Annotated in this window: 19 protein-coding genes; 11 read left to right on the top strand and 8 right to left on the bottom strand. The window is 68.5% G+C overall.

Translation table 11 applies throughout. The features are described 5' to 3' along the window. Positions 1 to 105: 105 nt before the first annotated feature. Entirely contained in the window at positions 106 to 363 is a 258-nt protein-coding gene (locus tag VL15_RS24215) for a DUF4148 domain-containing protein (RefSeq protein ID WP_048249020.1), read from the bottom strand. A 199-nt stretch (positions 364 to 562) separates the two neighbouring features. Here VL15_RS24215 and VL15_RS24210 point away from each other — a divergent pair, with 199 nt between their 5' ends. Continuing rightward, a complete protein-coding gene (locus tag VL15_RS24210; RefSeq protein WP_048249019.1) occupies positions 563 to 1,240 on the top strand; it encodes a heavy metal response regulator transcription factor in 678 nt (225 codons plus the stop codon). Continuing rightward, positions 1,237 to 2,715, top strand: a complete 1,479-nt coding sequence (locus VL15_RS24205; protein ID WP_048249018.1) for a heavy metal sensor histidine kinase — start codon at positions 1,237 to 1,239, stop codon at positions 2,713 to 2,715. Before VL15_RS24210 ends, VL15_RS24205 begins: the two co-directional genes overlap by 4 nt. Here the strand turns inward: VL15_RS24205 and VL15_RS24200 are convergent. The 4 genes from VL15_RS24200 to VL15_RS43615 all read right to left on the bottom strand — a co-directional run bounded on the left by VL15_RS24200 (position 2,696) and on the right by VL15_RS43615 (position 9,169). Then, positions 2,696 to 4,234, bottom strand: a complete 1,539-nt coding sequence (locus VL15_RS24200; RefSeq protein ID WP_048249017.1) for an efflux transporter outer membrane subunit — start codon at positions 4,232 to 4,234, stop codon at positions 2,696 to 2,698. The two genes, VL15_RS24205 and VL15_RS24200, sit on opposite strands and share 20 nt — an antisense overlap. A 7-nt stretch (positions 4,235 to 4,241) precedes the next feature. Then, on the bottom strand, positions 4,242 to 5,621 hold the full coding sequence (locus VL15_RS24195) for an efflux RND transporter periplasmic adaptor subunit (protein ID WP_048249077.1): 1,380 nt from the start codon (positions 5,619 to 5,621) through the stop codon (positions 4,242 to 4,244). 49 nt (positions 5,622 to 5,670) lie between these two features. Beyond that, a complete protein-coding gene (locus VL15_RS24190; protein WP_048249016.1) occupies positions 5,671 to 8,901 on the bottom strand; it encodes an efflux RND transporter permease subunit in 3,231 nt (1,076 codons plus the stop codon). Positions 8,902 to 9,040: 139 nt separating this feature from the next. Beyond that, complete coding sequence (locus VL15_RS43615) at positions 9,041 to 9,169, bottom strand: hypothetical protein (RefSeq protein ID WP_268991221.1); 129 nt, start codon at positions 9,167 to 9,169, stop codon at positions 9,041 to 9,043. A gap of 1 nt (position 9,170) precedes the next feature. On the opposite strand from VL15_RS43615, the gene VL15_RS24185 reads away from it, so the two are divergent. Together VL15_RS24185 and VL15_RS24180 are read left to right on the top strand one after the other, a co-directional pair. Continuing rightward, on the top strand, positions 9,171 to 9,455 hold the full coding sequence (locus VL15_RS24185; protein ID WP_048249015.1) for a DUF4148 domain-containing protein: 285 nt from the start codon (positions 9,171 to 9,173) through the stop codon (positions 9,453 to 9,455). A 15-nt stretch (positions 9,456 to 9,470) separates the two neighbouring features. After that, positions 9,471 to 9,698, top strand: a complete 228-nt coding sequence (locus VL15_RS24180; protein ID WP_048249014.1) for a hypothetical protein — start codon at positions 9,471 to 9,473, stop codon at positions 9,696 to 9,698. A gap of 100 nt (positions 9,699 to 9,798) precedes the next feature. Here the strand turns inward: VL15_RS24180 and VL15_RS24175 are convergent, their stop codons facing one another. After that, positions 9,799 to 11,187 carry an MFS transporter gene (locus tag VL15_RS24175; protein WP_048249013.1) on the bottom strand — a complete coding sequence of 463 codons (1,389 nt, stop codon included), beginning with the start codon at positions 11,185 to 11,187 and terminating at the stop codon, positions 9,799 to 9,801. A gap of 130 nt (positions 11,188 to 11,317) precedes the next feature. After that, positions 11,318 to 12,241: a LysR family transcriptional regulator gene (locus tag VL15_RS24170; protein ID WP_048249012.1), complete on the bottom strand. Its 924-nt coding sequence runs from the start codon at positions 12,239 to 12,241 to the stop codon at positions 11,318 to 11,320. Positions 12,242 to 12,360: 119 nt separating this feature from the next. Between VL15_RS24170 and VL15_RS24165 the strand changes: the two genes are divergently transcribed. The 7 genes from VL15_RS24165 to yjfF all read left to right on the top strand — a co-directional run bounded on the left by VL15_RS24165 (position 12,361) and on the right by yjfF (position 19,536). After that, complete coding sequence (locus VL15_RS24165) at positions 12,361 to 12,939, top strand: YceI family protein (protein ID WP_048249011.1); 579 nt, start codon at positions 12,361 to 12,363, stop codon at positions 12,937 to 12,939. A 19-nt stretch (positions 12,940 to 12,958) separates the two neighbouring features. After that, positions 12,959 to 13,564, top strand: a complete 606-nt coding sequence (locus VL15_RS24160; RefSeq protein ID WP_048249010.1) for an FMN-dependent NADH-azoreductase — start codon at positions 12,959 to 12,961, stop codon at positions 13,562 to 13,564. Between the two features lie 36 nt (positions 13,565 to 13,600). Further along, on the top strand, positions 13,601 to 14,446 hold the full coding sequence (locus tag VL15_RS24155) for a pirin family protein (protein WP_048249009.1): 846 nt from the start codon (positions 13,601 to 13,603) through the stop codon (positions 14,444 to 14,446). Between the two features lie 429 nt (positions 14,447 to 14,875). Next, positions 14,876 to 15,838 carry an ABC transporter substrate-binding protein gene (locus VL15_RS24150; protein WP_048249008.1) on the top strand — a complete coding sequence of 321 codons (963 nt, stop codon included), beginning with the start codon at positions 14,876 to 14,878 and terminating at the stop codon, positions 15,836 to 15,838. Between the two features lie 61 nt (positions 15,839 to 15,899). Continuing rightward, entirely contained in the window at positions 15,900 to 17,414 is a 1,515-nt protein-coding gene (locus VL15_RS24145) for a sugar ABC transporter ATP-binding protein (RefSeq protein ID WP_048249076.1), read from the top strand. Next, on the top strand, positions 17,411 to 18,451 hold the full coding sequence (locus tag VL15_RS24140) for an ABC transporter permease (protein WP_048249007.1): 1,041 nt from the start codon (positions 17,411 to 17,413) through the stop codon (positions 18,449 to 18,451). The genes VL15_RS24145 and VL15_RS24140 overlap by 4 nt, the downstream gene beginning before the upstream one ends. Next, positions 18,448 to 19,536: a galactofuranose ABC transporter, permease protein YjfF gene (gene yjfF, locus VL15_RS24135; RefSeq protein WP_048249006.1), complete on the top strand. Its 1,089-nt coding sequence runs from the start codon at positions 18,448 to 18,450 to the stop codon at positions 19,534 to 19,536. Before VL15_RS24140 ends, yjfF begins: the two co-directional genes overlap by 4 nt. 95 nt (positions 19,537 to 19,631) lie before the next feature. On the opposite strand, the gene VL15_RS24130 is transcribed toward yjfF, so the two are convergent. After that, a complete protein-coding gene (locus VL15_RS24130; protein WP_048249005.1) occupies positions 19,632 to 20,720 on the bottom strand; it encodes an aldose epimerase family protein in 1,089 nt (362 codons plus the stop codon). Positions 20,721 to 20,725: the final 5 nt, after the last annotated feature.

Here is a 20,725-nt window from a genome sequence, read left to right as displayed (position 1 = left end):
AAAAGGAATCCGCGGACGCGGTTTTGGCGCGCCGCGGAATATTCGGAAATGTGCCGGGCGGGTGCGACATGCGGCTGTCAGCCGGCTGTCGGTAATAAGCCGAGATCAATTTCCGGTCGAAGCAGTCGCGACCGGCGCCGCGTCCTGATGCTGGAGCGCGTAAAGCTGGCGGTTGCGCGCGATCTGCGACTGCGACGGCGGATAGTCGTTCCGGTTCGACGGCAGCAGGCCGTCGGCTTCGGCATCGATCAGTTGCTGGCGCACTTCGGCGCGCGTGACCGGTGCCTGCGTGGACTGGGCGAAGGCCTGCGTGCCGAACGGCAGGCTCAGCGTGGCAACGACGAAAGCAGCGACGAGTTTCATGATGGCTCCTGGGCGGATGAATGAACGGCGAGTGGGGAGGGGCCCACGCTTCCCATTCTGGTTTCCCGAGCAGTCACCACACTGACCCGCTGATTACAGTTTCGTAATCAAGCCGTATCGCGCGGGCGCGGGGCGGTGCTCCCGCATCGTTTGCCGGTAACATCGGCGCATGTCATCACCGAATGAGACGGGGCCGATCATGCGCATCCTGATAGTCGAAGACGAACCGAAGACCGGCGCGTACCTGAAGAAGGGGCTCGAGGAATCCGGCTTCAGCGTCGATCTCGCGAAGGACGGCGGCGAGGGGCTGACGCTCGCGCAGGAAGAAAGCTACGACGTGATCGTGCTCGACGTGATGCTGCCGGTGCTCGACGGCTGGAGCGTGCTGAAGCGGCTGCGCGACACGCACACGACGCCCGTGCTGTTCCTGACCGCGCGCGACGACGTGCAGGACCGCGTGCACGGCCTCGAACTCGGCGCCGACGACTACCTCGTGAAGCCGTTCGCGTTCGTCGAACTGCTCGCCCGCATCCGCACGCTCGCGCGCCGCGGGCCGCCGCGCGAGACGGAGCGCATTGCCGTGGGTGACCTGGAGATCGATGTCGTGCGCCGCCGCGTGAAGCGCGGCACGGTGCGGATCGACCTGACGCCGCGCGAATTCTCGCTGCTGCAGTTGCTCGCGCGCCGGCAAGGCGAGGTGCTGAGCCGCACGCAGATCGCGTCGTATGTGTGGGACATGAATTTCGACAGCGACACCAATGTCGTTGAAGTCGCGATCCGGCGGCTGCGCGCGAAGATCGACGACGCGTTCGCCGTCAAGCTGATCCATACGGTGCGCGGCGTCGGTTACGTGCTCGAACCGAAGGACGGCGCATGACGCTCGGCCGCTCGCTCGGCGCGACGCTCGCGCTCGCGTTCGGCGCGACCACGCTCGCCGTCTTCGCGCTCGTCGGCACGTATGTGTACAGCGGCCTCGAGCGGCAGGTGAGCGGGCAGGACGACCTCGACATCGTGCTCGCCGCGCGGCACACGCGCCGGCTGGCGGGCGAACTCGATTCGCTCGACGCGGTGCGCGCGCATGCGGACCGGCTGACGAGCCAGGTGTTCGGCAACGCGGCGCTGTCGCTGGCCGTCGCCGACGCGCAGGGCAACGTGCTCGCGCGCCACAACGTCGAGCGCACCGAGCTCGAGGATCCGCCGGACGCATCGTCGCCCGCGCTGCCGGCGCGGCCCGCGTTACCCGATGCCGAACTGTTCCCGCCGCACGCGACGCCGGTGCCCGCGAACGACCGGATTACCGTCGACCGGATCGCGACGTGGACCGCCGACGGCGGCACGCCCGTGCGCGGTATCGTCGCCGAGGCCGCGCTGCGCGACCACACGCGGATCCGGATCGCGGTCGCGCGCAACATGAGCGATCGCGCCGAACTGCTCGACGGCTACCGCGACAAGCTGAAGATCGCCGGTGGCCTGGGCGCGCTGTTCGCGATGCTGCTCAGCTACTGGCTGATCCGCAGTGCGCTCGCACCGCTGCGCGAGATCGTCGCGAACACGAGCCGCATCACCGTCGACAAGCTCGATACGCGGCTCGATGCGTCGCGCGCGCCGCGCGAGCTGACGGCGCTCGTCGACGCGCAGAATGCGATGCTCGGCCGCCTGCAGCAGGCGTTCGGGCACCTGTCGCAATTCAGCGCGGATCTCGCGCACGACCTGCGCACGCCGCTGAACAACATGCGCGGCGCAACCGAGGTGGCGTTGGCGCGGCCGCGTTCGGTCGACGAATACCAGGCGCTGCTCGAATCGAATCTCGAGGAATACGACCGTCTCGCGCGGATGATCGAGAACGTGCTGTTTCTCGCGCGCGCCGAACATCCGGGCTTCGTCACGCGGCAGCGCGCATTCGACGTGCACGACGAACTGGAGCGCATCGCCGGCTATTTCGAAGGGCTCGCCGATGAAGCCGGTTCGACGCTGCGCGTCGACGGGCACGGCCGGCTGACCGCCGATCTCGAACTGTTTCGCCGCGCGGTCAGCAACCTGCTCGCGAACGCGCTGCGCTATACGCCGGCAGGCGGCGTCATCGTGCTGCGCGTCGACGAAATGGCGGACGCGGTGAGCGTCGTCGTCTCGAACCCGGGCGAGCCGATCGATCCCGCGCTGCTGCCGCGTATCTTCGACCGCTTCGTGCGCGGCGACCCCGCGCGCAGCGGCGGCGTGCCGGGCGGCACGGCCGGGCTCGGCCTCGCGATCGTGCGGTCGGTGATGGAACTGCACGGCGGCACCGCGCGCGTCGAAAGCGACGCGGGCGGGACGCGCTTCATCCTCACGTTCATCAAGACGCCGACGGCGTAGCGGCCGGATGCCCGGCGGCGGTTGTGTCCGCACCCGTGTGCCAGCCGCCGCCCAGCGCGGTCAGCAACCCGACCGCGGCCTCCATCCGGCGCGCGGCGATCTGGTCGGCCAGGCGCCGGTTCGTCAGCGCGATCGTCTGCGCGGTCACGACATCCAGGTAGCTGACCGCGCCCGCGTTGAAGCGGTTGGTCGTCAGCCGCAGCGACAGGTCGGCCGCATCGGTCGCGCGCTGCTGGCTGCCGGCCTCCGACGCGAGCGCATCGAGCGTGGACAGCTGATCCTCGACCTGCTGGAACGCGACCAGCACGGTCTGCCGATAGTCGGCGACCGTGCCGTCGTATTGCGCATGCGCGCCGCGCAGCGACGCGCTGCGGCGCCCGCCGTCGAACAGCGTGCCGGCGAGCTGCGAGCCGAGCGACCAGAACAGGCTCGGCGCGGTCAGCCACGGCGCGAAGAAGCCGCTTTCGAGCCCGGCGCTCGCCGACAGCACGAGATCGGGGAAGAACGCGGCACGCGCCTCGCCGATCTGCGCGTTCGCGGCCGCGACGCGGCGTTCGGCCGCCGCGATGTCGGGCCGCCGCTCGAGCAGTTGCGACGGCACGCCGGCCGGGATCGCCGGCACGTCGAACGCTTGCACGCGCGGCGGCAGCGCGAATGTCGACGCGCTTTCGCCGACGAGTGTCGCGATCGCGTGCTGGAGCTGCGCCCGGGACGCGTCGATGTCGGTGTCCTGCGTGCGCGTTGATTCCAGTTGCGTCGCGGCCTGCGCGACGGCCGACGCGTCGATCGCGCCGGCCGCGAGCTGTTGTTTCAGCAGCTTCAGCGCGTCGGTGTACGCACGCACCGTGTCGTCGAGCAACTGCTTTTGCGTATCGAGCGAGCACAACGCGAAATAATCGGTCGCGAGTTCGGCCGTGACCGACAGCTTCACGGCCTGCAGGTCGGCCGCGCTCGCGTCGGCGTTTGCCTGCGCGCCCGTCACCGCATCGCGCACGCGGCCGAATACGTCCGGTTCCCAACTCGCGGCCACGCCGGCCTGGTAGTCGGGTGTCGTTTTACCGGCGAGTGACGAGCCGAGCTTGTTCTGCGATATACGCGAGCGGGTCTGCGCGACACCGGCCGTCACGGTCGGCAGGAACCCCGCATGCTGGTAGTCGACCATCGCGCGCGCCTGCTGGAGATCGGCGACGGCTTTCTTCACGGTCTGGTTCGAGATGTCGACGCGCGCTTCGAGCGCGTTCAGGTCGGCGTCGTTGAAGACGGTCCACCATGGGCCGCGCGACGCGGCATCGGCGGGGGTCGCGACGTTCCAGCCGGGCTGGGCGTTGGGGGCGCCCGAAGCCGGTATGCCCGTAGCCGGTACGCCCGCATAGTGCGCGGGCACCGCGACGGTGGGCGGCGAATAGGGCGGCAATGTCGAGCACGCGGCCAAAGCGACGGCGACGCCGAGCGCGACGACGCGGCGGGCGAACGGGAGTGGATGGAGAAAGCGCGTGACGGGTATCTGGCGGGTTTTCATCGGCGGATCAGCCTCGGGCGTGCGTTGAAGGTGCTTCTGCCGCCGTTGCCGCTGCCGGCATCGAAGCCGGCGCCGCGACGGCGGCGGGCGTCGACGCAGGCGCGCCGGGCGCTGCCGTCGTACCGGTTGCCGGGCCCGTTCGCACTGCTGGCGCAACCGACACGATCTTCACCGCCTCGCCGGCCGTTATCGAATCGCCCGGGTTGTCGATCACGCGATCGCTGGCGGCGATTCCCGACACGATCTCGACGCGTGTGCCGAAATCGCGCCCGATCTGCACGGTCTTCAGCGCGGTGGTGCCGTTCGCGCCGACGGTCGCGACCGTCACGCCGTTCGGCCGGAACAGCAGCGCGCTGACGGGCAGCTCGAACGCGGGGGCCGCGCTCGGCACGAGCAGGTGCGCCTGCGCATACGCGCCGGGCATCAGCGCGCCGTCGGCGTTGTCGACGTCGATCTCGACGCGCAGCGTGCGCGTGACCGGATCGATCGCACCGGCGCTGCGCGCGACGCGCGCGGCGAAGCGCCGCGCCGGGTACTGCTGCGTGGTCAGGTAGACGGATGTGCCCGTCGTCACGCCCGTCGCGCTGTCCTGCGGCACGTCGACGAACACGCGCAGCGTGCCGGTCTGTTCGAGATGGAACAGCTCGCCGGACAGGCCGGGGCTGCCCGGCGTGCCGCCCGCGGTGACGAGCGTGCCGATGTCGACGTTGCGCGCGGTGATCACGCCGTCGAACGGCGCCGCGACCGATTCGTACGACACCAGCTCGGTCAGGTGCGCGACGTTTGCCTGCGCGGACGCCAGCATCGCGCGCTTCGCGTTCATGTCGGCGACCTTCGTGTCGGTGTCCTGCTGCGACACCGATTGCGTTTTCAGCATGTCCTGCCAGCGCTGCGCGGTCGATTTCGCGTAGTCGTCGTTCGCCTGCGCGGTCGCCGCGTCGGCACGCGCCTGCCGCAACTGCGCGTCGAGGTCGGGCGCGGTGATCTGCGCGAGCGTCTGCCCGGCCTTCACGTGCGCGCCGATGTCGGCGTTCCAGTGCGCGATATAACCGCTCGTGCGCGCATAGATCGACGCCTCGGCATAGGGCATCACCGAGCCCGGCAGCGTCAGCGTCTGGTCGGCGGGCGCGGTGCCCGGCAGGATCACCGAGACCGGCAGCGCCTGCTGCGCGGCCACCTGCACGCGCTGTGCGGCGCGCGCGTCGACGCGCGGCACGATGCCGGCGGCCAGCAGGGCGGCGGCGGCCGCGAGCACGGCCAGCGGCACGGCGAGCTTGCGGGCGCGGCGGCGCGGCGAGGCTTCGGGTGTCGTGTCGCGCACGGTCGGCGGCGCCGTGTCCGCTTCGGCGGCCGGTGCGGGGGCGAGGGGTTCGGTCGAGTCGTTCATGATGGGGGCGAGGTCGGGCGAGTCGAAGGGAATCGGCATGAAGCGGCGATCAGGGCAACACCGGCGTGTCCTGCGCGCGGCGTGCGGCGGCCGCGTCGCGGCGCCGCTCGAGCCACGCATGGACGAAGCCGAACAAGACAGGCACGAACAGCAGCGTCGAGACCGTGCCGAACGCGAGCCCGCCGATCACCGCGCGGCCGAGCGGCGCGTTCTGCTCGCCGCCGTCGCCGAGGCCGAGCGCCATCGGCAGCATGCCGATCAGCATCGCGAGCGCGGTCATCACGACCGGCCGGAAGCGGCTGAAGCCCGCATCGAGCGCGGCCTGCCACGGCGGCGCGCCGCCCGCGATCAGCTCGCGCGCCGCGTTGACGACCAGAATGCTGTTCGCGGTCGCGATGCCGATGCACAGGATCGTGCCGGTCAGCGCGGGCACCGACAGCGTCGTGCGCGTGACGAACAGCATCCATGCGATGCCGGCGAGCGACGCGGGCAGGCCGCCGACGATCACGAGCGGGTCGAGCCACGACTGGAAGTTGACGACCATCAGCAGGTAGACGAGCGCGATCGCGAGCGCGAGGCCGCCGAGCAGCCCGGCAAACGATTCGTGCATCGCCTGTACCTGGCCGCGCAGCACGATCGACGAACCGGGCGGCAACTGCGCGCGCGCGTCGTCGACGAGCTTCGTCACGTCGGCCGTGACGCCGCCGAGATCGCGCCCCTGTACCGACGCGAAGATGTCGAGCACCGGCTGCACGTTGTAGTGCGATACGACCGCCTGCTGCGTCGCGCGCGAGAAGCTGCCGAGCGCGCCCAGCAGGTTCTGCGCGGGCGCACCGGCCGCCGGGCCGCCGGCCGGCGTCTGCGGCGAACGGGCGGTGCCGGCCGGCAGCGGCACGTTCGCGAGCGCTTGCAGCGAATCGACCGAATACTGCGGCGTCTGCACCATCAGCGGATAACTGACGCCGTTGCGCGGGTCGAGCCAGAAGTTCGGCGTCGTCTGCGAACTGCCGGACAGCGCGATCAGCAGGTTCTGCGCGACGTCGCGCTGTTCGAGGCCGGCCTGGATCGCCTTGGTGCGATCCACGTTCACGTTGATCGCCGGCTCGTCGCCGGGCTGCTGGATGCGCGCGTCGACGAGGCCGCGCACGCCGCGCAGCTTCGCGAGCAGCGCGTTCGCGACCACGCGGTTCTGGTCGAGCTTGTTGCCGACGATCTGGATGTCGATCGGCGCGGGCAGCCCGAAGTTGAGGATCTGGCTGACGATGTCGGCCGGCAGGAATGCGAACGTCACGCCGGGGAACGACTGCGCGAGCAGGTTGCGCAGCTTCGCGACATAGGCGGCGGTCGGCGCGTGGTTCGGCTTTAGCGTGATCATCACGTCGGCATCCTCGGTGCCGATCGGGTCGGACGAGTCGTACGTGAGGTTGATCCCGCTCACCGGCACGCCGATGTTGTCGAGCACGCTCGCGATGTCGTTCGCGGGAATCACGTCGTGGATGCGCGCTTCGACCTCGTCGGTCAGGCGTGCGGTTTCCTCGATCCGCGTGCCGGTCGGCGCGCGCAGGTGCAGGCGGATTTCACCCGTGTCGACCGACGGGAAGAAATCCTGCCCGGCGAATGCGAACAGGCCGGTCGACGCGGCGCACGCGAGCAGGAAGGCCGCCGCGAAACGGCGGCGGCGCGCGATCGCCGCCGACAGCAGCGCGCGATAGCGCAATCGTACGGCTTCGAAACGATGCTCGAACGCGGCCTGGAAACGCGCGATCCGCGCGAACATGCCACGCGGCGGCTTGCCGTGCCCCTTCGCGCGCATCAGCGCCATCGCGAGCGTCGGCACCAGCGTGCGCGAGAAGAAATACGACGCGACCATCGCGAAGATCACCGCCTCGGCCATCGGCACGAACAGATAGCGTGCGACGCCGGTCAGCAGGAACATCGGCACGAACACGATGCAGATCGACAGCGTCGACACGAAGGTCGGCACCGCGATCTCGCCCGCGCCGGTCAGGATCGCGTCTTCGAGCGGCGCGCCGCGTTCGAGGTGGTGCGTGATGTTCTCGATCGCGACGGTCGCATCGTCGACGAGTATCCCGACCGCGAGCGCGAGCCCGCCGAGCGTCATGATGTTGATCGTCTGGCCGAGCGCGGCGAGCGCGAGCAGCGACGTCAGCACCGCGAGCGGGATCGACACCGCGATGATCAGCGTCGCGCGCCAGCTGCCGAGGAACAGCAGGATCATCAGCGCGGTGAGGCACGCGGCGATCAGCGCCTCGCGCACGACGCCCTGGATCGCCGCTTTCACGAACACCGACTGATCGCCGAGCGCCGAGATGTGCAGCGCCTTCGGCAGGCCGGCCGCGATCTTCGGCAGCATCGCCTTGACCTGGTCGATGATCGTCAGCGTCGATGCGCTGCCGGTCTTCTCGACGGTCAGCAGCGCCGCGCGCTTGCCGTCGGCGCGCACGATGTTGGTCTGCGGCGCGTAGCCGTCGCGGACATGCGCGACGTCGCGCACATACACGACGCTGCCGCCGATCGTCTTCACCGGCAGGTTGTTCAGCGCGGCGACCGTCTGCGTGCTGCCGTTCATCTGCACGTTGTATTCGCGCGTGCCGATTTTCGCGGTGCCGCCGGGCAGGATCAGGTTCTGCGCGTTGATCGCGTTCACGACGTCGATCGGCGCGAGCCCCTTCGCCTGCAGCGCGCGCGTGTCGAGATCGACGACGATCTGGCGGATCTTGCCGCCGAACGGCAGCGGCACGGCCGCGCCCTGGACGGTCGCGAGCTGCGTGCGGATGAAGCTGTTGCCGAGGTCGTACAGCTGCTGCTCGGCGAGCGTGTCGCTCGACAGCCCGAGCTGCAGGATCGGCACCGTCGACGCGTTGTACGTGATGATGTTCGGCGGTAGCGTGCCGGGCGGCAGGATCCGCAGGATCGACGCGGAATTGCTCGCGGCTTCCGCGATCGCGCGATTGATGTCCGCGCCGGGGTGGAAGAAGATCTTCACGACCGACACGCCGTTCAGCGATTGCGATTCGATGTGCTCGATGTCGTCGACGTCGGACGTGAGCGCGCGTTCGTAGTTCGACGTGATGCGCTTGGCCATGTCCTCGGCGGAGAAACCGTTGTACGACCAGACGATGCTGACCACCGGAATGTCGATGTTCGGGAAGATGTCGGTCGGCGTGCGCAGCAGCGCGAGCGGTCCCGCGATGAAGATCAGCAGCGCGAGCACGACGAACGTATAGGGCCTGCGCAACGCCAGCCGGACGATCCACATGAGTTTGTTCCTCGAAGCAGGGCAGGGGCGCCGCATTCGATGCGACGAGCGTGCAGTCTGCCGGTGCCGCGTTGACCCGGCCCTGACTTGAAGATTACGAAGCTGTTATCTGCGTGTTGAGCCGCAGATTTCAGGATTGTCATGTGGCGGTCAGCGTCGTGCCGGCCGCGATGACCAGAATGAAGGTGTCAGGCGGCGAATCGCATTCGCGGTCCCGCCGGCGGCGCATCGACGATGCGTCCACATCGAACCGTTCCGGGAGTTTCACCATGAATCGCAAACTGATCGCAGCCGCCGCGCTGCTCGCACTCGCACTCGCAATCGGCACGCCGGTGGCCGCTTTCGCACAGACGTCGTCGTCGGGCCTGACCCGCGCCGACGTGATCGCCGAGCTGGTCCAGGCGCAGCGCGACGGCACCGTGCCGACGTCGAACTGGGACTATCCGCCGAGCACGCAGACGATCGCGCGCAATGCCGAGCTGTATGCGATCGCGCACGGCGAGCCGGGTACTGCAACCGCGTCGACGTCCGTGCCGTCCGTCAATGCGCAGTAAAACGGGAGCCGGGCGATGAAGGTTCTTTCCCGACTGGCGATCGCCGCGCTGCTCGCGGCGGCGGTCGCGCCGGCCTTTGCGCGCGGGATGCCGCAATTGCCCGATGACGATGGCGGGCGCGCCAGCGTGTTACGCGAGTTGAACCCGACGCGGGTGAGTGGCGACACGCGGGCCCACGCTGCAAGCGTCGTTTCGAATCAGGATCGCGACACCGACAGGAAGGTGGTGGCATGCCGGAACTGAGCCGCGGCGACGGCGGTCATGCTTGCCGATTTCGGCGTGGACTGACGGACGCACGCGCGGCATGCATGCCGCCGCGCGATTGTCCCGGGTTCAACGTACGTCAGGTATTCGGCGAAACCTCGGTCACCGCAGACACCGCCACTGCGACCGATTCGTCCGCAAGCGCCCACCGCTTCACGAGCCCCGCGATGACGAGCACGGCCACCGCACCCGTCAGCGGCGCAACCGCCATCATCGGGAGAATCTGGCCGAGCCCCAATCCCGCGCTCAGGATGGCTGCGCCGGCAAACGCGCTGCCGATGGCGCCCAGCCGCCCGAACGCATGCATCCAGCTCAAGCCGGTGGAGCGCGCGACGGTCGGGTAGAAGCGCGCGGTCAACGCATTCATCCCGGTATTGGTGCCGGGAATGAACCATCCCCACGCGAATGCGAGCACCTGCAACGCGCCGAACGTTGACTGCATCCCATGGACTGCCCAGAGCGACACGGCCGCCAGGCAAAAGCTCAGCGCGATCGTCCGGTATCGATCGAAGCGATCCATCAGCCAGCCGATCGCGATCGAGCCCAGCGTGCCGCCCCAGTTCAGGAAACCGACCATGATCGCGCCCTGGGCACTCGTGTAGCCGGCCTCTTTCGCCATCGTCGGCAGCCAGTTGTAGAGCAGGTAGGTGACGAACAGCCCGACGAAATAACACAGCCAGATGAGGACCGTGCCGGCGACGTAGCGCTTCGACAGGATGGTGCCGATCGCGCCGCCTTTCACCCTGGGCTGGGCCGGCAGGAAGAACGACGTATCGGCCGGCACGCGCGTACGGCCGATCGCGGACAGAATCTTCGCGATCAGTTCGGGACGCTTGTTCTGAACCGTCAGGAATGCCACCGATTCCGGCAGCCAGAGCATCAGAAGCGGCACGCACACCACGGCCAGCGCGCCACCGACCGTGAGCATCGTGCGCCACCCGTAGCTAGGAATGATCCAGGCCGCGATGAAGCCGCACAGTGCGGCGCCCACCGTGAAGCCGCTGTACACGATCGTCACGAGGAACGAGCGCCGGCGTTCCGGCACGTACTCGGACCACAGCGTCACGACGTTCGGCATCACGGCGCCGAGGCCGAGCCCGGTGACGAACCGGATCGGCAGCATCGTCGCGAGTGACGTGGCGTGCGCGGTGGCCAGCGTCCCGAGGCCGATGATCAGCACGCTGGCGACCAGCACGCGCTTGCGCCCGAACCGGTCGGCAATCGGCCCGCCGAGCAGCGCACCGGCCGCGAGGCCGAACAGCGCGGCGCTCAGTACCGGCGCCAGCGCGTTCTTGGTGACGCCCCATTCCTTGATCAGTTCGGGGACGACGAAGCCGATGATGACGGTATCCCAGCCGTCCAGCGAGATCACGACGAACGTGAGAAACCCGACCAGCCACTGAAACGGGCTGACCGCGCGCGCGTCGATGAACTCACGGACATTGATGGAACTTCCTGCTGCCGGCATGGCTGTCTCCTGCGATGGGGCACCGGGCCCTTGTATGGCGTCCGTCGGACCCCGACGCGATGCCCCGCAGTGTTCGATCGCCGAAATTCCGCGTCCAACAAGAAATTCCGTTTACCGCGACAAGGAAACGTTATCGATCGGCGTTGCGCGGCGGCTGCCCGGGCAGCACGTCGCCCAGTTTTTCCAGCAGAAATTCGGCGAATACCGCAACCGCGGGCGGCAACGGCGGCCGGCTCGTATAGACGAGCTGCAGCCCGAGGTCGGGGCTCGAGCGCCGGTAGGACGGCAGCACGCGCACCAGTTTTCCCTGCTCGATCGCCGGCTCGGCGAGCAACTGCGGCAGCAGCGCGATCCCGAGCCCGGCGATGCACGCCTGTGCCACCACGCGCATGTCGTTGACCGAGAAGCGGCCATCGATTGCTATTTCCTGGGTGCCGCGCGGCCCCTGCAGGCGCCACATGCTGCGGCCCTGGCGATTGGACACCGTCAGGCAGTCGTGGCCGGCCAGCTCGCGCGGCGTACGCGGCGCGGCGCGCCGTTCCAGATACGCGGGGCTCGCCGCGAGGATCATCGTGTCCGGCGCGATCCGGCGCACGCGGAAGCTGCCGCCGGTCTCGATGCCTATCCGCAGGGCCAGGTCGATGCGCTCGCCGATCAGGTCGGTCGGCGTGTCGTCGAGCAGGAAGTCGATGCTGATCTGCGGATAACGCGCATAGAACTCGGCGAGCCATTCCAGCGGGAAAAATTCGAACAGGCCGGCCATTGCCGTCACGCGGACGGTGCCGGACGGCGCCTGCCCGTCCGCATGCAGCCGCTCGATCTCGAAGATCCGGTCGAGTGCGGGCGCATAGCGCTCGAACAGCGCCTGGCCCTCCGTGCTCGGCGCGAGCTTGCGGGTCGAGCGATGCAGCAGACGCGTGCCGAGTTGCCCTTCGAGCTGATCGATGCGGCGGCTCAGCGTATTGGCCGGCATGCGCAGGCGCCGCGCGGCCTCCGAGAAGCTGCCGGCGCGGACGACCTGGACGAACAGCGCGAGATCATTCAGATCGAGCATCGGATTCCTCCAAAAATGGATTAATCAAATCCTATTTATCCGTCTAGTGTAAAGCAGGCCGGGTCTCCATACTTGCATCACGCTACAGAAACGCATCTGACTTCCCCAAGGAGATTGAATTGAACAAGCACCTGACGATCGCGGCGGGCGCACTCGCCGCGTCGCTGTCGTTTTCCGCATTCGCGGCCGCGTCGACGTACCGGCTCGATCCGGAGCATACGTACCCGAGTTTCGAGGCCGACCACCTCGGCGGCCTGTCGGTCTGGCGCGGCAAGTTCGACAAGTCGGGCGGCATCGTGACGCTCGACCGCGCAGCCAAAACCGGCACCGTCGAAGTGAAGACGGCGATTGTGTCGGTTCATACGGGCAGCACGAAGCTCGATCAGGAGCTGCAATCGAACCAGTACTTTGACGCGTCGAAGTTTCCGGAGGCGATCTACAAGGGTGCGATCACGTTCGACGGCGACAGGCCGGCAACGGTCGTCGGCAATCTCACGATGCATGGCGTGACGCGGCCGCTGACGCTGAAGATCGATTCGTTCAAGTGCATGCCGCATCCGATGCTCAAGCGCGAGGTGTGCGGTGTCGACGCGGTGGGCGAGTTCGATCGCAGCGAGTTCGGTGTCGATTTCGGCAAGGCGTACGGCTTCAGCATGAAGACGCGCCTGCTCATCACGGCCGAAGCCCTCAAGCAGTAATTCCTTTCGGAGCACCCTCATGAAACTGCTGCATATCGATTCCAGCATCCTCGGGCAAGTCTCCGTCAGCCGCGAGCTGTCGGCTCAGGCCGTTGCGACCTTCCGTGCCCGCGACCCGGGCCTCACGGTGACACGTCTCGATCTCGCCGCGACGCCGATCGACCATCTGACGGCGGAACATCTGGCCGCCGCGCAAGGCGCGCCGGTCGACGACGCGCTGAAGGCGGATGTCGAGATCGGCCAGCGCGCGCTCGACGAATTTATCGCGGCCGACATCGTGGTCGTCGGCGCGCCGATGTACAACTTCAGCGTCCCGTCGCAGCTGAAGGCGTGGATCGACCGCATCGCCGTCGTCGGCAAGACGTTCGGCTATGGCGAGAACGGGCCGGTCGGACTGTGCGGCGGCAAGAAGGTGGTCGTTGTGTCGTCACGCGGCGGCGTGTACAGCGAAGGCTCGGCGGCGGCTGTCCTCGATTATCAGGAAACCTATCTGAAGGCGACTTTCGGCTTTCTGGGCATCACGGACATCACGTTCATTCGCGCCGAAGGCGTGGCGATGGGGGAGGACATGCGCGGCGGTGCCATCGCATCGGCGAAGGAAGCGGCGGCTGCGCTCGCGGCCTGACGCAACGCGTCGAATACAAGCTACTGGAGAACCACCATGTCGAATGCCACGCAACCCGCAGTCGCCGTCGCCGAGCGTCACGTCGTGTTCCGCACGCGCGGCCACGCGCACGGGCCGGTCGTCCGGATGGCGAGCCCGTCCGATGTCGGCGAGATGATCAAGCCGTTCGTCTTTCTCGACCTGATCGATACGCAGGCGCCGTTGGGTCAGCCGGCCTTCGGCTGGCATCCGCATTCGGGGATCGCGACGCTGACGCTCGCGATCGACGGACGCGGCACCTACGCCGAATCCACCGGCCACGCAGGCACGATGGAGGCGGGCGACATCGAATGGATGAGCGCGGGGCGCGGCGTCTGGCATACGGGCACCGTCGTGCCGCCGGTCAAGGCGTTCCAGTTGTGGGTCGCGCTGCCGCCCGGGCGCGAACTGGCGCCGGCGTTCAGCCAGCATTTGTCGATCGACGACATCCCGTCGGACGGCCCGGCGCGCGTGCTGCTCGGCCGCAGCGGCGACGCGGTCAGCCCGATCGACGCGCCGCCGGGCATCAACTACTTCGTCGTGACCCTCAAGGCCGGTGAGCGCTGGACCTGCCAGCCGCAGCAGGGCGCGCGGGTCGGCTGGACGGCGGTGATGGACGGCAGCCTGCTTGCGCCGGACCCGGTCGGGCAGGGCGAGCTGGCGGTGTTCGACCCGTCCGACGCCGCGATCGAATTCGACGCGGTGACCGACGTGCGCTTCGTGGTGGGTACGGCCATCCCGCATCCGCACGATCTCCATCTGGGCAACTACTCGGTGCACACGAGCGCGGCCGCGCTGGTGGAGGGCGAGCGTGAAATCGTGCGCATCGGCCATGAGCTGCGCGCCAAGGGCGTGTTGCGCTGATTCGATAAGCGCCGTTTCATGGCGACGCAGGACATCGACGAACGCAAGCGCTGGCTTGCCCTCGTCGTGCTCTGCGTGGGCATGCCGATGATCGTGCTGTCCACAGCCTCCCTCTGAATCTGAAGCAGACCCCAATCTCCCTTTCTGCCGCCGCCTGCCGTCATTCCGCTCACGGAATCGTGACGCGGCGGGCCCGGCACTGCCGCCACGCCGGCCTTCCCCGCGCATTAGTGTTTATACGTATGCCGGTTCGGATATCGCTCCCATCCAAGATTTCATTGGAAGGTTATCGGACTTGTTCCTAGACTGATGCGGGGCATGCAGACCGGGCCGGCCGGACGCACCGGCCAGCGCCGCCCCGAACCGCGTCCGCGCCAAGCAGAACCAGAACAGCGCCGCGGCATACAACGACATCATCGGAGACGGACCATGACATTCATCAGGAAGCTGGCGGCCGGTGCGATCGTCGCCGCGGCGACGGTACTGGCGCCGAGCGCGTTCGCCCAGCAAAAGCCGATCACGCTCGGGTTCTCGCAGGTGGGCGCGGAGAGCGCGTGGCGCACCGCGAACACCGTGTCGGTGAAGGGCGCGGCGAAGGACGCCGGCATCAACCTGAAATTCTCGGACGCGCAGCAGAAGCAGGAGAACCAGATCCGCGCGATCCGCTCGTTCATCGCGCAGAAGGTCGACGTGATCGCGTTCTCGCCGGTCGTCGAATCGGGCTGGGAGCCGGTGCTGACCGAGGCGAAGGCCGCGCATATCCCGGTGATCCTGACCGACCGCGGCGTCGACGTGAAGGATCCGTCGCTGTACGTGACGATGATCGGCTCGGACTTCCTCGAGGAAGGGCGGCGCGCCGGCCACTGGATGGAAGAGCACTACAAGAACGACGCGGGCCCGATCAACATCGTCGAGCTGCAGGGCACGGTCGGCTCGGCGCCGGCCAACGATCGCCGCGCGGGCCTGCTCGAAGTGATCAAGAACAATCCGAAATTCAAGGTGATTGCGTCGCAGAGCGGCGACTTCACGCTCGCCGGCGGCAAGCAGGTGATGGAAGCGTTCGCGAAGACCTACGGCAAGCAGATCAACGTCGTCTATGCGCACAATGACGACATGGCGCTCGGCGCGATCCAGGCGATGGAAGAGGCCGGCATCAAGCCCGGCAAGGACGTGAGCGTCGTGTCGTTCGACGCGACCAAGGGCGGCTTCCAGGCGATGGTCGCCGGCAAGATCAACGTCGACGTCGAATGCAGCCCGCTGCTCGGCCCGCAACTGATGAGCGCGGTGAAGGACGTCGTCGCCGGCAAGCAGCTGCCCAAGCGCATCGTGACGAACGAGACCGTGTTCCCGATGAACGTCGCGGCGCAGGTGATGCCGACCCGCAAATACTGACCTGGCCCGCATGGGCGGCGGCGTCGTTGCCGCCGCCGGCAACCGCTTCGATGGAGGGTTGATGACGAATTCGCCGGTGGTCGAGATGATCGACATCGACAAGTCGTTTCCGGGCGTCAGCGCGCTGCAGCGCGTGAGCTTCCGGCTGTTTCCGGGCGAGATCCACGCGCTGATGGGCCAGAACGGCGCGGGCAAGTCGACGCTGATCAACGTGCTCACCGGCGTGCATGCGCACGATGCGGGCGAGATTCGCGTCGGCGGCGAGGCCGTGCGCTTCGCCGCGCCGCGCGAGGCCGAGGCGGCCGGGATCCAGACGCTTTATCAGGAAGTGAACCTGTGCGCGAACCTGTCGGTCGCGGAGAACATCTTCGCGGGCCGACAGCCGATGCGGCGCGGCGCGATCGACTGGAACGCGATCCATGCACGGGCGCGCGCCGCGCTGGCCGAACTCGACCTGTCGCTCGACGTCACGCGCTCGCTCGACGCATATCCGATCGCGGTGCAGCAGATGGTCGCGATTGCGCGCGCGGTGTCGGTCGATGCGCGCGTGCTGATTCTCGACGAACCGACGTCGAGCCTCGACGACGGCGAGGTCGCGCGGTTGTTCGACGTGCTGCGCCGGCTGAAGGCGTCGGGCATCGCGATCCTGTTCGTCACGCATTTCCTCGAGCAGACCTACGCGGTGTCCGACCGGATCACCGTGATGCGCAATGGCGAGCGCGAAGGCGAATATCTGGCGCGCGACCTGTCGGTCGATGCGCTGGTCGCGAAGATGACGGGCCGCGAACGGATGTCGGACACGCTGCAGGCGGGCGCCGCCGCGGTCGAGCGGACCGCCGGCACGGCCGCGCCGTTCCTGTCGCTGCAGCAGGTCGGCCGGCGCGGGATGATGAGTCCGCTCGATCTCGACGTGCGGCCCGGCGAGATCGTCGGGCTGGCCGGGCTGCTCGGCTCGGGGCGCACCGAAACCGCGCAGCTCGCGTTCGCCGCGGAGCGCACCGACACCGGCGCGATCGAGATCGACGGCACGCGCAAGCGGCTCGCGTCGCCGCACGATGCGGTTAGGCACGGGATTGCGTACTGCCCGGAAGACCGCAAGAAGGAGGGCATCGTCGCGGCGCTGTCGATCCGCGAGAACATCATCCTTGCGCTGCAGGCGCGGCGCGGCTGGTGGCGGCTGATCGGGCGGGCGCGTCAGCGCGAGATCGCCGACACGTATATCGCGCGGCTCGGCATCAAGGCGCGCGACGCGGAGCAGCCGATCGGGCTGCTGTCGGGCGGCAACCAGCAGAAGGTGCTGCTCGCGCGCTGGCTCGCGACCGATCCGAAGCTGCTGATTCTCGACGAGCCGACCCGCGGCATCGACGTCGCCGCGAAGTTCGACATCATGGAGCGCGTGCTCGCGCTGTGCGCGACCGGGCTCGCGATCCTGTTCATCTCGTCGGAGATCGGCGAGGTCGTGCGCGTGAGCCACCGGATCGCGGTGCTGCGCGACCGGCGCAAGGTCGCCGAGCTGACCGGCGCCGACGCGTCCGAAGAGCAGGTTTACCGGCTGATCGCGGGAGGCCAGTCATGATGCGTGTGCGCACGCTGTTTCGTCATCCGCTCGCGTGGCCGGTGCTGACGCTCGCGTTGCTGTTCGCGCTCGACGTCGCGCATCGTCCGGGCTTCCTGGCGATTTCACTGCTCGACGGCCACCTGTTCGGCGCGCCGATCGACATCCTGAACCGCGCGGCACCGCTCGTGATCGTGTCGCTCGGCATGACGCTCGTGATCGCGACGCGCGGGATCGATATCTCGGTCGGCGCGATCGTTGCGATCGCCGGTGCGGCCGCGGCGATCGTGCTCGATGCGGACCCGTCGCGGGTCGGCGTGGCGCTGGCCGCGGCGCTCGGCGTCGGGTTGCTCGCGGGCGCATGGAACGGCCTGCTCGTCGCGTTCGTCGGGATGCAGCCGATCATCGCGACGCTGATCCTGATGGTGGCCGGGCGCGGCGTCGCGCAACTGCTGACGGGCGGCCAGATCATTCCGATCGGCGCGCCCGGCTACCTCGCGCTCGGCGGCGGGTATCTGGCGACGGTGCCGTGCTCGGTGTGGATCGCGGTCGCGACGATCGCCGCGACCGCGCTGCTGGTGAACCGCACGGCGCTCGGGCTGTTCATCCGCGCGATCGGCGTGAACCCGGTCGCGACGCGGCTCGTCGGGCTGCGCTCGGGCGCGGTCGTGTTCGGCGTGTATCTGTGTTCCGGCGTGATGTCGGCGCTCGCCGGCATCCTCGCGAGCTCGAACGTGCGCAGCGCCGACGGCAACAACGCGGGGCTGCTGCTCGAACTCGACGCGATCCTCGCGGTGACGCTCGGCGGCACGTCGCTGCTCGGCGGCCGCTTCAGTCTGGCCGGCTCGGTGCTCGGCGCGCTGATCATCCAGACCTTGACCTACACGACCTATTCGATCGGCGTGCCGCCGGAGGCGACGCTGGTCGTCAAGGCGGTCGTCGTGATCGTCGTGACGCTGATCCAGTCGGACGCGGCGCGCGCGCTCGTCGTCCGGCAAGCGTCGCGGCTGCTGCCTTCCGCGCGTTCGCGCGCCACCCCCGGAGCGACACCGCGATGAACCGATTCCTTGGCCGGCTTGCCGATCCGCGCACGCTGCCGATCGTCGTGACGATCGTGCTGTTCGCCGCACTGTTCGGTTTCGGATCCGTGATGTACACGGGATTCTTCTCGATGCAGGTGCTGACCGGGCTGTTCGTCGACAACGCGTTCCTGCTGATCGTCGCGATCGGGATGACGTTCGTGATCGTGTCGGGCGGCATCGACCTGTCGGTCGGCTCAGTCGTTGCGCTCACAACGATATTATGCGCGGTCGGCGCCGAGCGGCTGCACTGGCCCGTGTGGGTGATCGTGCCGCTGGTGCTGGCATTCGGCGCGCTATACGGCGCGGCAATGGGCGCGCTGATCCATTATTTCCGTCTGCAGCCGTTCATCGTCACGCTGGCCGGGATGTTTCTCGCGCGCGGCGCGTGCTTCCTGATCACGACGCAGTCGATCACGATCAACGAGCCGACGTTTCATGCGATCGCGGGCATCAGCGTGCCGGTCGGCGGCGGCACGCTGAGCGCGGGCGCGCTGGTCGCGCTCGCGACGCTGGCCGTCGCGATCTACGTCGCGCATTTCACGCGCTTCGGCCGCAACGTGTACGCGATCGGCGGCAACGAACGTTCGGCGCTGCTGATGGGGCTGCCGGTCGCGCGCACGAAGATCGGCGTCTATGCGCTGAGCGGGCTGTGTTCGGCGCTCGGCGGCGTGGTGTTCACGCTGTACGTGCTGTCGGGCTACGGGCTGCAGGCGCAGGGGATGGAACTCGACGCGATCGCCGCGACGGTGATCGGCGGCACGCTGCTCACGGGCGGCGTGGGTTACGTGATCGGCTCGGTGTTCGGGGTCGGCATCCTCGGCACGATCCAGGTGCTGATCACGTTCGACGGCACGTTGAGCTCGTGGTGGACGCGGATCGTGATCGGCGCGCTGCTGTGCGTGTTCTGCGTGCTGCAGCGGGTGATCGAGCGGCATGCGGCGCGGCGGCGTACCGGTGGCACGGGGCTCGACCCGCAGCGGCCGAAGCGCGACACCGCGCACGTGCGGCCGGCCGAGCCGGGCGAGGACGCGGCGCTCGTCTCGACGATGCGGCGCGTGTAGCGGATTGCACGATGCGCTGCGCCGTGACGAGCGACGGCGCAGCGGCGCGGCCGGTACTTGCCGCGGATGTCTGTCGAAGGCGGCCGGCGCGCGCGTTACGCGCGAACGGCTACCCGGTACAGCGTGGTCTGTCGATAGACCGCGCCCGGCTGCAGGATGACGTCGTCGCACAGGTCGGCCATGTTGACCTGATCCGGAAAGCCGCCGGCTTCGACGCACAACGCCGCGTGTCGCGCGCAACGCGTGCCGCCGCTCACGCGCACGTCGTCGAGATAGTTGCCCGTATAGAGTTGCAGGCCGCGCTGATCGGTCGATACGACCAGCTCGCGGCCGCTTTCCGGATCGTAGATGCCGGCGACAGGCCGGACCGCGCGTGCGCCGTCGCGCAGCACGAAGCAGTGATCGAAGCCGCGCGCCCGCGCGAGTTGCGCATGCGGCCAGTCGAGGCGTGCGCCGAGCGGCGCGCTCTGCCGAAAATCAAAGGCCGTGCCGGTCACGTCGGCGGTGCCGGTCGGGATCAGCGCATCGTCGACTTCGAGGAACGCGTCGGCGTCGATGCTCAGCACGTGGCCGCGCACGTCGCTGCCCGCGCGGCCGCTGAGGTTGAAATAGCTGTGATTCGTCAGGTTGAGCGGCGTGGGCGCGTCGGTGATGCCGGTGTAGTCGATCGTCAGCGTGCCGTCGTCGTCGAGCGCGTAGCGAACCTGCACGCTCACGTTGCCCGGAAAACCCGCGTCGCCCTCGGGCGAATCGAGCCGCAGCGTCAGCCCGCCGCAGTCGTCGACGACTTCCCAGCGCTGGCGGTGAAAGCCGCTCGTGCCGCCGTGCAGCAGGTTGCCGTTCTCGTTGCGATCGAGCAGGTAGTCGACCCCGTCGAGCGTGAAGCGCGCGCCGGCGATCCGGTTCGCCCAGCGGCCGATCGTCGCGCCGAGGTAGACACCCGATTCGAGGTATTCCGCGGGCGTGTCGTGCGCGAGCACGATATCGGCGAAGCGTCCGGTGCGGTCGGGCGCGAGCCACGACACGACGGTCGCGCCGAGGTCGCTGACGACGACGCGCATCCCGTGCGTGTTGCGCAGCGTGTAGCGCCGCACCGGTTCGCCGTCGGGCAGCGTGCCCCACGGCTCGGAGGACACGCGGGCGACGCCGGGCGTAAGGCGGGGGGAATCGGTATCGATGTGCATGGGCG

The sequence above is a fragment of the Burkholderia cepacia genome, assembly GCF_001039005.1.
Lineage (GTDB): Bacteria > Pseudomonadota > Gammaproteobacteria > Burkholderiales > Burkholderiaceae > Burkholderia > Burkholderia theae.
This window is presented reverse-complemented; position numbering and strand designations above follow the sequence as displayed.